11 protein-coding genes are annotated in these 11,601 nt (G+C 67.2%); 6 read left to right on the top strand and 5 right to left on the bottom strand.

Translation table 11 applies throughout. The annotated features are described in order from the left end of the window. Positions 1–9: 9 nt before the first annotated feature. Positions 10–729: a PadR family transcriptional regulator gene (locus tag NLX86_RS08285; RefSeq protein WP_254370925.1), complete on the bottom strand. Its 720-nt coding sequence runs from the start codon at positions 727–729 to the stop codon at positions 10–12. A 357-nt stretch (positions 730–1,086) separates the two neighbouring features. Here NLX86_RS08285 and NLX86_RS08280 point away from each other — a divergent pair, with 357 nt between their 5' ends. Beyond that, positions 1,087–3,756: a transglycosylase domain-containing protein gene (locus NLX86_RS08280; protein WP_254370924.1), complete on the top strand. Its 2,670-nt coding sequence runs from the start codon at positions 1,087–1,089 to the stop codon at positions 3,754–3,756. A gap of 92 nt (positions 3,757–3,848) precedes the next feature. After that, complete coding sequence (locus tag NLX86_RS08275) at positions 3,849–5,312, top strand: glycosyltransferase family 87 protein (RefSeq protein WP_254370923.1); 1,464 nt, start codon at positions 3,849–3,851, stop codon at positions 5,310–5,312. Between the two features lie 64 nt (positions 5,313–5,376). On the opposite strand, the gene NLX86_RS08270 is transcribed toward NLX86_RS08275, so the two are convergent. The 3 genes from NLX86_RS08270 to NLX86_RS08260 form a co-directional block, all read right to left on the bottom strand. Further along, the gene (locus tag NLX86_RS08270; RefSeq protein ID WP_254370922.1) at positions 5,377–6,408 is read right to left on the bottom strand and encodes an alanine racemase; all 1,032 of its coding nucleotides are present in this window, start codon (positions 6,406–6,408) and stop codon (positions 5,377–5,379) included. A gap of 73 nt (positions 6,409–6,481) precedes the next feature. Beyond that, positions 6,482–7,600 (bottom strand): peptidoglycan bridge formation glycyltransferase FemA/FemB family protein, encoded by a 1,119-nt coding sequence (locus NLX86_RS08265; RefSeq protein WP_254370921.1) that lies wholly within the window; start codon positions 7,598–7,600, stop codon positions 6,482–6,484. Positions 7,601–7,720: 120 nt separating this feature from the next. Continuing rightward, complete coding sequence (locus NLX86_RS08260) at positions 7,721–8,035, bottom strand: hypothetical protein (protein ID WP_254370920.1); 315 nt, start codon at positions 8,033–8,035, stop codon at positions 7,721–7,723. A gap of 284 nt (positions 8,036–8,319) precedes the next feature. Between NLX86_RS08260 and rpsF the strand changes: the two genes are divergently transcribed. From rpsF to rplI, 4 genes are all read left to right on the top strand, one after another. Beyond that, positions 8,320–8,610 (top strand): 30S ribosomal protein S6, encoded by a 291-nt coding sequence (gene rpsF / locus NLX86_RS08255; protein ID WP_004950685.1) that lies wholly within the window; start codon positions 8,320–8,322, stop codon positions 8,608–8,610. Between the two features lie 77 nt (positions 8,611–8,687). After that, positions 8,688–9,287 (top strand): single-stranded DNA-binding protein, encoded by a 600-nt coding sequence (locus NLX86_RS08250; protein WP_254370919.1) that lies wholly within the window; start codon positions 8,688–8,690, stop codon positions 9,285–9,287. A gap of 42 nt (positions 9,288–9,329) precedes the next feature. Then, on the top strand, positions 9,330–9,566 hold the full coding sequence (gene rpsR, locus NLX86_RS08245) for a 30S ribosomal protein S18 (protein ID WP_003967857.1): 237 nt from the start codon (positions 9,330–9,332) through the stop codon (positions 9,564–9,566). A gap of 18 nt (positions 9,567–9,584) precedes the next feature. Next, the gene (rplI, locus tag NLX86_RS08240) at positions 9,585–10,031 is read left to right on the top strand and encodes a 50S ribosomal protein L9 (RefSeq protein WP_254370918.1); all 447 of its coding nucleotides are present in this window, start codon (positions 9,585–9,587) and stop codon (positions 10,029–10,031) included. Between the two features lie 121 nt (positions 10,032–10,152). Here rplI and NLX86_RS08235 read toward each other — a convergent pair whose 3' ends face one another. Then, positions 10,153–11,490, bottom strand: a complete 1,338-nt coding sequence (locus NLX86_RS08235) for an MATE family efflux transporter (RefSeq protein ID WP_254370917.1) — start codon at positions 11,488–11,490, stop codon at positions 10,153–10,155. Between the last annotated feature and the right edge of the window lie 111 nt (positions 11,491–11,601).

Raw genomic sequence — 11,601 nt, 5'->3', positions numbered from 1 at the left:
TGCAGAGCCTCACTTGGCGGTGTCGTCGGACGGATCCGGCGGGGTTGGGGATCCGGGGAGTGTCCCCCCGGAGGCCACCGCACCCCCGTGCCGGGGCAGACCGCCCGTCTCTCCTGATGTGTTGTCCTGCTGGGCAGAGCCGGCGCCGCTGCCGGGTCGTCGCTGATCCCGGCCGGCCCGCTCGCTCTCGATGAGCTCGTTCAGCCAGCGCACTTCGCGCTCCACGGACTCCATGCCGTGCCGCTGCAGCTCAAGCGTGTAGTCGTCGAGGCGCTCACGGGTACGGGCCAGGGAGGCGCGCATCTTCTCAAGACGCTCCTCGAGCCGGCTCCGGCGGCCCTCGAGCACCCTCATCCGCACCTCCCGCTCGGTCTGCCCGAAGAAGGCGAAGCGGGCGGCGAAATGCTCGTCCTCCCAGGCGTCCGGGCCGGTGTGCGAGAGCAGCTCCTCGAAGTGCTCTTTGCCTTCGGCCGTCAGCCGATAGACGATCTTGGCGCGCCGCCCTGCAAGGGATGCGGCGAGCGCATCCTCCGGCGCACTGCCCGGTTCCTCGATCAACCAGCCGTTGGCGACCAGCGTCTTGAGGCAGGGGTAGAGCGTCCCGTAACTGAACGCGCGGAACACTCCCAGCGAGGTGTTCAGCCGTTTACGCAGCTCATAGCCGTGCATCGGGGACTCACGCAGCAGACCGAGTACGGCGAATTCGAGGATGCCGGAGCGTCTGCTCACTCTTCGCCTCCTCCGTCGTCCTGGCCCCGTATGCCGAGCTGATGTATCGACTCGATACATCCAGACGATAGAACGGGTGGCCTCCTGCGACAAGAGAGACCACCGTGACCGGCATCACATCATCAATTCGTGGCAGGCAAGTTGCCTGATTTGGGGTGAACTTCGGCACTGGATGGGTTTTGACCGTGCGTAGTCTGTGCGGCATGCAGACCACCGGGAACCATGTGACGCCGGGGGGCGTCCCCGCCCTGGGGGCAGTGCGGACGAGCCCGTTCCAGGACTGGTCCGCACTTCGGGGGGACCGGAATTCAACTGCCGCTTCCAGGCGATCGCGCCTGCCCGAGGAGTAGTCGTTCGATGAGCGAGCACCGTCGCAAACCGCCGCAGCCGCAGGGCGGCGGACGTGCCGCGGCCAGGCAAGCCGCGCAGCAGCCGCCTTCTGGCCGCCGCGGGGCGACCGGCCGGGACGTCCCCGCCGGATCGCCCTCTGGCTCTTACGAGCCGGAGCGCCCCTACGGCGGCCGCGCCGAGGCCCGGCGCGCTGCCCAGCGAAGCACCGGCGGCCGCAGACGCGCCCCCGAAGGCGGTGGCGGTCACGGCGGCCATGGCGGCGGAGGCCGCCGCGGCGGTGGCGGCCAGGAAAGCGGCCACGGCCGCGGCAACCCCCGCCCGAAGAAGCGATTCATCGACTACCCGCGCTCTGACAAGTACGGGTGGGGCCGCTGGGTCCCGTCGTGGCGGCTGGTCGGCGGCACATGCCTTGGTTTCTTCGCGCTCCTGATGGCGGGTACCGGCATCGCACTGGCGATGGTCGGGAAGCCGGACCCACAGAAGGCCGCCCAGGCGCAGAACAACGTCTTCTACTGGGACGACGACACCCAGATGGCCGCGACAGGCGGCGACCAAAATCGCCAGATCGTGCCCATTCACAAGATCCCGCAGACGATGCAGGACGCGGTGATCGCCGCGGAGAACGCCTCCTTCGAAACGGACAAGGGCGTCGACCCCATGGGCATCGGCCGGGCCGTCTTCAACATGGCCATGGGCGGCTCCACACAGGGCGGATCGACGATCACCCAGCAGTACGTGAAGAACACGTACCTCGAGCAGGACCAGACGATGAAGCGCAAGATCACCGAGCTCTTCATCTCGATAAAGCTCGGTGCCACCGAGGAGAAGGACGTCATCCTCGCCGGCTATCTGAACACCGCCTACTACGGCCGCGACGCCTACGGAATCCAGGCAGCGGCCCAGGCGTACTTCAAGACGGACAGCGAAGACCTCAACCCGTCCCAGAGCGCGTTCCTCGCCGCCTTGCTCAAGGGCCCCAACCTCTACAACCCGGACGGCGGCATCGGCCCCGGCGCCACTGCCGAGGAGAACACGAAGCGCGCCAAACTACGCTGGGCATGGGTCCTCGACCGTGAGGTCGAGGTCGGACGTATGGATCGGGCGGAACGGGCCAAGCACACGGTCTTCCCGAAGCTCGTCGACTCCGCGCAGGCCAGGTCACTGGCCGGCCAGACGGGCTATCTCGTCGAGACCGCCAAGAAGTACGTCATGAACAAGACGGGCAAGACGCCCGAGGAACTCGACCGCGGCGGCTACCGGATCTACACCACCTTCAACCAGAAGAGGGTCAACGCGCTCAGCGCATCGGTCGAGAAGACCCGCAAGGAATTCCTCGACGAGAAGAAGCGCCCCGACAAGGACAAGCACGTCCAGTTCGGCGCCGCCTCCGTCGACCCCGAGACTGGCAAGATCGTCGCGCTCTACGGCGGCAAGGGCTGGGACCAGAACCACTTCACCAACAACGCCGACACCTCCGGCGTCCCCGTAGGCTCCACCTGGAAGCCGTACGTACTCGCCGCAGCGATGGAGTACGGCACCCCGAACTCCGGCGGCGACGGGCTTTCACCGGACAGCAAGTACAACGGCAATGACCTCGCCGTCATCACCCGCAACGGCCAGCCCCTCATGAACAACAAGGGCCAGCCGTTCAGGCAGAAGAACGAAAGCCCGACGCCCTACGGGTACGTCACCCTCACCGAGGCGATGGAGAAGTCCATCAACACCCCCTTCGCCCAGCTCGGCATGGACGTCGGCCTGGACAAGGTACGCAGCGTCGCGAAGGCCACCGGCATCCGCGAGGAGTCGATGGACCCCAACGACAACGCCTCCTTCTCTCTCGGTACCTCCACCCCCAGCGCCATCCGTATGGCCGACTCGTACGCGACCTTCGCCAACTCCGGCACCCACTACGAGCCGTACTCCGTCACCAAGGTCGTCAAGGACGGCAAGGAGCTGGACGGATTCAAGGCACCCGAGGAGGAGTCGGCGATGGACAACACCGTCGCCGACAACATCACCAAGGTCCTCGAGAACGTCGTCCAGAACGGCACCGGAAAGAAGGCCAAGGAGCTGGGGCGCCCGGCGGCCGGCAAGACCGGCACCACCGACAAGAACAAGTCGGCCTGGTTCGTCGGCTACACCCCGCAGCTCTCGACCGCCGTCACCCTGTTCCGCACGGACCCGGAGGACAAGAAGCTCCTCTCCATGAACGGCACAGGCGGCGTACCGTCCATCCACGGTGGTGACATCCCCGCCGAGGTGTGGACCAACTACATGAAGGAAGCGCTGAAGGGCCAGCCCGTCAAGGACTTCCCCGAGGCCGAGGACATCGGGTCGAAGGCCGACGCGGACGGCGCCCCGACCCCCACTCCGACGCCGTCCGGCACCCCCTCCGAGGAGCCGGACGACAAGCCGTCCGAGTCGGTGCCTCCGCCGTCTCCGTCGAACAGCCCCGGGCCGACCGAGTCCTGCGGCCCCTTCGACTGGGACTGTGAGGAAACCGGCGGCACCGACGCCGGCACCACCACCGGCACCGACGCGGGAACCACAACCGGGACCACCGGCGGAGCATCGCCCTCACCCTCCACGCCCACCGGAGGCAACGGCAACGGAAACGGCGGCAACGGAAACGGCAACAGCAGCACCGGCGGCTTCTTCGGCGGACCGGGCGGCTAGCCACCGGCAACAACGGAACACGGCACGAGGGCCGTCGCGGCAGCCGCGACGGCCCTCGCGCCATGCCCAGGCCCGTACGGCAGGATGAGCCCATGACGAGCGTGCACGAGGACCGACCCGTACTGCCCACACAGCAGGACGACGTGGCCGCGGCCGGCAGCGAGCTGATCGGCGGACCGACCGGCCGCTACGCGGCGCTCGGCAGAGGCCCGCTGACCCCCGTCCGCGTCATCGTCCTGGTCGCCCTCGGCATGTTCGCCCTCGGCATGGCACAGAAAGCGCCCTGCTACGACTGGGCCTGGTTCAAAGGGGCAACGTCCCAGTACACCCATGCCTGCTACTCCGACATCCCACACCTCTACGTCGGGCGCGGATTCGCCGACAACCTCCTGCCCTACTTCGACCGGCTGCCCGGCGACATGCAGTACCTCGAATACCCCGTACTGACCGGCCTGTTCATGGAGGCGGCCTCCTGGCTCACCCCGCAGGGCGGCTCCATGGAACACCGCGAACAGGTCTACTGGATGGTCAACGCGGGCATGCTGATGGTCTGCGCCGCCGTCATCGCCGTCTGCGTGGCCCGCACCCACCGCCGACGCCCCTGGGACGCACTGCTCGTCGCCCTCGCCCCGGCCTTCGCCCTCACCGCCACCATCAACTGGGACCTCCTCGCGGTCTCCCTGACCGCGGCGGCGATGCTCATGTGGTCGCGCGCCAGGCCCCTCGCGTTCGGCATCCTCATCGGCCTCGCGACCGCGGCCAAGCTCTACCCCGCACTGCTCCTCGGGCCGCTGTTCGTCCTGTGCTGGCGCGCCGGGAAGTGGCGCGAACTCGCAGCCGCCGCACTCGGCGCCACCGGCGCCTGGCTGGCCGTCAACCTGCCCGTCATGTACTTCGCCCCCGAGGGCTGGAAGAAGTTCTACACCTTCAGCCAGGAACGCCCCGTCGACTTCGGCTCCCTCTGGCTGATCATCTCCCAGCGCACCGGCAACCCCCTCGACAACGCCAACACCTACGCCACCCTCCTCACCCTCATCCTGTGCGCAGGCATCGGCGCACTCGCCCTCACCGCACCGCGCCGGCCCCGCTTCGCACAGCTGGCCTTCCTGGTCGTCGCCGTCTTCATCCTCACCAACAAGGTCTACTCACCGCAGTACGTGCTGTGGCTCATCCCCCTCGCAGCCCTCGCCCGGCCACGCTGGCGGGACTTCCTGATCTGGCAGGCCTGCGAAGTCATGTACTTCCTCGGCATCTGGATGTACCTGGCGTACACCGGCAGCGGAGACAAACACCAGGGCCTCCCCACCGAGGGCTACCAACTCGCCATCGCCGTCCACCTGCTGGGAACCCTGTACCTGTGCGCCGTCGTCGTACGGGACGTACTCATGCCGGAACGGGACGTCGTACGCACCGACGGCTCCGACGACCCCTCCGGCGGCGTCCTCGACGGCGCACCCGACGTCTTCGTCCTCGGCGAGGCCGCCCGCCCAGCACGGCACGCCGCCCACCTCCAGGCCCATCCCCGGGTCGAATGGGGCACGACCGTACGCGAATAGCGAACGGGGCCCGGGCCGCACCAGAACGGTGCGGCCCGGGCCCCTCTTCACGCCCGCATGACGATCAGCGGTCGACCACCCGGTCGAACTGCGTCGTCGTATGCCGCAGATGAGCCACCAGCTCCTCGCCCACCTTCGGCTCCGGCGCATCCGCCGGCACGAACAGAATCGACACCTGCATGTGCGGCGGCTCCGCGAACCAGCGCTGCTTGCCCGCCCACACGAACGGCGACAGATTCCGGTTCACCGTCGCCAGACCCGCACGCGCCACACCCTTGGCACGCGGCATGACCCCGTGCAGCGCCTTCGGAGCCTCCAGGCCCACCCCGTGCGACGTACCGCCCGCCACCACGACCAGCCAGCCGTCCGAAGCCACCTTCTGCTGCCGGTAGCCGAAACGGTCCCCCTTGGAGACCCGCGTCACATCAAGCACCGCGCCCCGGTACTCCGTCGCATCATGGTCACCCAGCCACAGCCGCGTACCGATCCGAGCCCGGAACCGCGTCTGCGGGAACTGCTGCTGCAGCCGCCCCAGCTCCTGCGCCCGCAGATGACTCACGAACATCGTGTGCAACGGCAGCCGGGCCGCACGCAGCCGGTCCATCCACCCGATGACCTCCTCCACCGCGTCGGAGCCGTCCGTACGGTCCAGCGGCAGATGCAGGGCGAAACCCTCCAGCCGTACATCCTCGATCGCGGCGTGCAACTGCCCCAGCTCATGCTCGGCGATACCGTGCCGCTTCATCGAACTCATGCACTCGATGACGACACGTGCGCCCACCAGGCCGTGAACACCGTCCACCGACGAAACCGAACGGATCACCCGGTCCGGCAACGGCACCGGCTCCTCACCCCGCCGGAACGGCGTCAGAACCAGCAGATCACCGCTGAACCAGTCCTTGATACGGGCGGCCTCGTACGTCGTCCCCACCGCCAGAACGTCGGAGCCGAACCGCGTCGCCTCCTCCGCCAGCCGCTCATGACCGAAGCCGTAGCCGTTGCCCTTGCAGACCGGCACTATCCCCGGGAACTGTTCGATCACATGCTTCTGGTGCGCCCGCCAGCGCGCGGTGTCGACGTAGAGCGTGAGCGCCATGGCCGGTCCGGAACCTTTCTCGTGGCTGCGGTGTATCAGAGGTATGAACGGTAGCTACGGGGAGTCAACCGGATCAGCGGCGGGACATGTAGATGTCGAGCGCCTTGTGAAGCAGCTTGTTCAGCGGGAAGTCCCACTCACCTACGTACTCCACCGCCTCACCACCCGTGCCGACCTTGAACTGGATCAGGCCGAACAGGTGATCGGTCTCGTCGAGCGAGTCACTGATGCCGCGCAGGTCATACACGCTCGCGCCCAACGCGTACGCATCACGCAGCATCCGCCACTGCATCGCGTTCGACGGCCGCACCTCGCGCTTGTGGTTCGCCGACGCCCCGTACGAGTACCAGACATGGTGGCCTACCGTCAGCATCGTCGCAGCCGCCAGCGGCTCGCCGTCATGCTTCGCGATGTACAGGCGCATCCGGTTCGGATCCTCGGAGTTCAGGGCCGTCCACTGGCGCTGGAAGTAGCTCAGCGGCCGCGGCCGGAACCGGTCGCGCTCCGCCGTGACCTCGTACAACTGCTGCCACACCGGCAGATCGTCGTAACCGCCCTGGACGACCTCGACGCCGGCCTTCTCCGCCTTCTTGATGTTGCGCCGCCACAGCTGGTTGAAGCCCTTCAGGACGTCATCCAGCGAACGGTTCGCCAGCGGCACCTGGAAGACGTACCGCGGCTGCACATCACCGAACCCGGCCCCGCCGTCCTCGCCCTGCTGCCAGCCCATCCTGCGCAGCTTGTCCGAAACCTCGAACGCCCGCGGCTCAATGTGCGAGGCCTCGACATCCCGCAGACGCTTCACATCCGGATCCTGGATCCCCGACTTGATCGCCGCCGCGTTCCAGCGCCGGATCACCACCGGCGGACCCATCTTCACCGTGAACGCACCCTGCTGCTTCAAATGCGCCAGCATCGGCTGCAGCCACTCGTCAAGATTCGGCGCGTACCAGTTGATGACCGGCCCCTCCGGCAAGTACGCCAAATAGCGCTTCACCTTGGGCAGCTGGCGGTACAACACCAGGGCCACACCGACCAGTTCACCGGACTTGTCGAACCAGCCAAGGTTCTCCGAGCGCCATTCGTTCTTCACGTCGGCCCATGCCGGGACCTGACAGTGGCTAGCCGAGGACAGGCTCTGGATAAAAGCCAGATGCTGCTCTCGGCTGATGGTCCTCAAGGACAGGCTCATGCGGGGCGCTCCTCCGGCGGACTTCGCTGGGTATGGCGCGAAGCCTACTGCGACAAGGGCGCAACCCCACTGGGGGACGGCCCACCGACCGCCGGCCCCCGAACCGCCGCCCGGAACCCGCTACCCGAGCACCCCGCCGAAAAGGCCACCGTGAGCCATACCGAGGAAGAAGCCCACCGCGGACGCCCCAAGGCCCACTATCAGCGCGAAGCGCTCACGCGTCGTCACCGAGATGAACTGCCCGTACGCACCCGTGAGGATCCCGATCAGCCCCGCCCACGAACTCAGCAGATGGAGGTTGTGGAACATCGCAGTGACGAAAGCCACCGCACCCAGCACCACCGTCACCGCCACCAGGGTGTCCTGGAGCGGATGAGGTTTGCCGTCGGTCGCGAGCAGAGAAACGGAGGAGTTTCGTCGCATTGCCTGTGCCATGAGGCACCTCCTGGCCGGAAACGGGGCGGTGCACCGGGGCCTCCGCACGAGACGGAGGACATAGCACCGCGCACACCCGCTGTGTACAGATTGTGTCCCCTGGCCGCCGGATTTCAACCGGAAGGCGGTGAGCAGGTAGTCTGTACGGTCTGCACCGGTGTCTGCCCAGGTCACACCCAGTCCCCCCGGGATTGTCAGTGGCGGCGGATACCGTTGCTTACGCATCACGACCCTCCTGCCACGGAACGACCGTGGCCGCTGAGTCCAAAGGAGGTGGGTTCCACATGCGTCACTACGAGGTGATGGTCATCCTCGACCCCGATCTCGAGGAGCGCGCTGTCTCCCCGCTGATCGAGAACTTCCTCTCCGTAGTCCGTGAGGGCAACGGAAAGGTTGAGAAGGTCGACACCTGGGGCCGTCGTCGTCTCGCTTACGAGATCAAGAAGAAGCCCGAGGGCATCTACTCGGTCATCGACCTGCAGGCCGAGCCTGCGGTCGTCAAGGAGCTCGACCGCCAGATGAACCTGAACGAGTCGGTCCTCCGGACCAAGGTCCTCCGTCCCGAGACCCACTGAGCCCCACAGCTCAGAGGTAATCGGGTTCGAGTAGCAGCACAAGCAGCCAGCAGCAATCCCCGCCGAGAGGTTCACCCATGGCAGGCGAGACCGTCATCACGGTCGTCGGCAATCTCGTCGACGACCCCGAGCTGCGCTTCACCCCGTCCGGTGCGGCAGTCGCGAAGTTCCGTGTCGCGTCCACTCCCCGCATCTTCGACAAGCAGACCAATGAGTGGAAGGACGGCGAAGGCCTGTTCCTGACCTGCTCGGTCTGGCGTCAGGCGGCGGAGAACGTCGCGGAGTCGCTCCAGCGAGGCATGCGCGTCGTCGTGCAGGGCCGGCTGAAGCAGCGGTCCTACGAGGACCGTGACGGCGTCAAGCGCACGGTCTACGAGCTGGACGTCGAGGAAGTCGGCCCCAGCCTCAAGAACGCCACGGCCAAGGTGACCAAGACCACCGGTCGAGGCGGCCAGGGCGGATACGGCGGCGGTGGTGGCGGCCAACAAGGCGGCGGCAACTGGGGCGGAGCCCCCAGCGGCGGCCAGCAGAGCGGCGGCGGTGCACCCGCCGACGACCCCTGGGCCACCAGCGCCCCGGCCGGCGGCGGCCAGCAGCAGGGCGGGGGCAGCTGGGGCGGAAGCTCCGGCGGCTCCGGCGGCTCCGGCGGCGGCTACTCGGACGAGCCGCCCTTCTAGGGCAGCCCGTACCCCACTTCTTGATCACACAGGAGAAACACCATGGCGAAGCCGCCTGTGCGCAAGCCTAAGAAGAAGGTCTGCGCATTCTGCAAGGACAAGACCCAGTACGTGGACTACAAGGACACGAACATGCTGCGGAAGTTCATTTCCGACCGCGGCAAGATCCGTGCCCGCCGCGTCACCGGCAACTGCACGCAGCACCAGCGTGACGTCGCCACGGCTGTCAAGAACAGCCGTGAGATGGCGCTGCTGCCCTACACGTCCACCGCGCGATAAGGGAAGGGTGACCGAAACATGAAGATCATCCTCACCCACGAGGTGTCCGGCCTCGGCACCGCCGGCGACGTCGTAGACGTCAAGGACGGCTACGCTCGCAACTACCTGGTCCCGCGCGGTTTCGCGATCCGCTGGACCAAGGGTGGCGAGAAGGACGTCGAGCAGATCCGGCGTGCCCGCAAGATCCACGAGATCGCGACCATCGAGCAGGCCAACGAGATCAAGGCCAAGCTCGAAGGCGTGAAGGTCCGCCTGGCCACCCGCTCGGGTGACGCCGGCCGCCTCTTCGGTTCCGTCACCCCGGCCGACGTCGCCTCGGCGATCAAGGCCGCCGGTGGCCCCGAGGTCGACAAGCGCCGCATCGAACTGGGCGCCCCGATCAAGACCCTGGGCTCGCACCAGATCTCCGTGCGCCTGCACGCCGAGGTTGCCGCGAAGCTTGGCATCGAGGTCGTCGCCGCGTAAGCGCTGCACTCCCAAACAGAGCGCAGGAAGGGCCGCACCCCCAAGGGGTGCGGCCCTTCGCCGTCTCACGTGAAACAACCCGAACCGGATGTTTCACGTGAAACGCACCCGCAATCCACACTCAGTGCGTCGCACCCGTCACCACCCAACGACCCGACCGCACACGCACCTGAAGCGTCACCATACGAACCACCATCATCAACGTCATCGCCCACCACAACGCCGTCAGCCCGCCCCCCAGCACCGGAACCAACAGCGCCACCGGCGCGAACACAACCAACGTCACCAACATCGCCCACGCCAGATACGGACCGTCCCCCGCACCCATCAACACCCCGTCCAGCACAAACACAATCCCCGACACCGGCTGGGAAACAGCCACCACCAGCAACGCCGGCAACAGCACGTCCCGCACCGCCGGATCACCCGTGAACAAGGGAATGAACAGCGGCCGCGACACCACCACCAGCACACCCAGCACCACACCCGCCGCCACACCCCACTGCACCATGCGACGGCACGCCTCCCGCGCACCCGCAGCGTCACCCGCCCCCAGATAACGGCCGATGATCGCCTGCCCCGCAATCGCGATCGCGTCCAGCGCGAAAGCCAGCAGACTCCACAGCGCCAGAATCACCTGATGCGCGGCAACCTCGGCATCACCCAGCCGGGCGGCCACCGCCGTCGCAATCATCAACACGGCCCGCAGCGACAACGTACGCACCAACAACGGCGCCCCGGCCTGAGCACAGGCCCTGATACCCGCTGCATCGGGCCGCAGCGAAGCACCGTGCACACGCGCACCCCGCACCACCACCACCAGATACACCGCGGCCATCGCGCACTGAGCCATCACCGTGCCCCAGGCGGAACCGGCGATCCCGAGACCCGCGCCGTACACAAGACCCACATTCAGCGCTGCGTTGGCGGCGAACCCGCCCACAGCCACATACAGAGGAGTCCTCGTGTCCTGCAGACCACGAAGCACACCCGTGGCAGCCAGCACGACCAGCATCGCCGGAATCCCCAGCGCGGAGATCCGCAGATACGTGACCGCATACGGAGCCGCTGTATCGGAGGCTCCGAGCAACCCGATCAGCCAAGGTGCCGTCGGCAGCACCACCGCCACCACCACCGCACCGAGCAGCAGCGCAAGCCAAACACCGTCCATCCCCTGCCGGATGGCGGCCTGGAGGTCACCCGCACCCACCCGCCTGGCCACGGCAGCCGTGGTCGCGTAGGCGAGGAACACGAAGACACTGACAGCGGTCATCAGCAGCGCCGCCGCGATGCCGAGACCGGCGAGTTGAGGAGTCCCCAGATGACCCACGACGGCACTGTCGACCATCACGAACAGCGGCTCGGCGACGAGCGCGCCGAAGGCAGGAACGGCGAGAGCGATGATCTCGCGGTCGTGGCGTCGGCGGACAGCCTTCGGTGTCGCGGGGGCCTGTGTCATGGGTGCAATCTAATCTTCCACAGGTAAGAGATGCAATCCACTATTGATCCTTACCTTGGCGCTGACCGGGGGCTCTCTCCTGCGCCGTTTGCGGCGATCTTGGCCCGGGCG

It is taken from the genome of Streptomyces sp. A3M-1-3, assembly GCF_024213665.1.
GTDB lineage: Bacteria > Actinomycetota > Actinomycetes > Streptomycetales > Streptomycetaceae > Streptomyces.
Note: the sequence above shows the minus strand (reverse complement) of the source record. Positions and strands in the feature narration are given on the sequence as shown.

Bases quoted from the DNA above. Each gene is read 5' to 3' on its own strand.
- NLX86_RS08280 (WP_254370924.1), top strand. From the start codon at position 1,087: ATGAGCGAGCACCGTCGCAAACCGCCGCAGCCGCAGGGCGGCGGACGT.
- NLX86_RS08275 (WP_254370923.1), top strand. From the start codon at position 3,849: ATGACGAGCGTGCACGAGGACCGACCCGTACTGCCCACACAGCAGGAC.
- NLX86_RS08270 (WP_254370922.1), bottom strand. From the start codon at position 6,408: ATGGCGCTCACGCTCTACGTCGACACCGCGCGCTGGCGGGCGCACCAG.
- NLX86_RS08265 (WP_254370921.1), bottom strand. From the start codon at position 7,600: ATGAGCCTGTCCTTGAGGACCATCAGCCGAGAGCAGCATCTGGCTTTT.
- NLX86_RS08260 (WP_254370920.1), bottom strand. From the start codon at position 8,035: ATGGCACAGGCAATGCGACGAAACTCCTCCGTTTCTCTGCTCGCGACC.
- rpsF (WP_004950685.1), top strand. From the start codon at position 8,320: ATGCGTCACTACGAGGTGATGGTCATCCTCGACCCCGATCTCGAGGAG.
- NLX86_RS08250 (WP_254370919.1), top strand. From the start codon at position 8,688: ATGGCAGGCGAGACCGTCATCACGGTCGTCGGCAATCTCGTCGACGAC.
- rpsR (WP_003967857.1), top strand. From the start codon at position 9,330: ATGGCGAAGCCGCCTGTGCGCAAGCCTAAGAAGAAGGTCTGCGCATTC.
- rplI (WP_254370918.1), top strand. From the start codon at position 9,585: ATGAAGATCATCCTCACCCACGAGGTGTCCGGCCTCGGCACCGCCGGC.
- NLX86_RS08235 (WP_254370917.1), bottom strand. From the start codon at position 11,490: ATGACACAGGCCCCCGCGACACCGAAGGCTGTCCGCCGACGCCACGAC.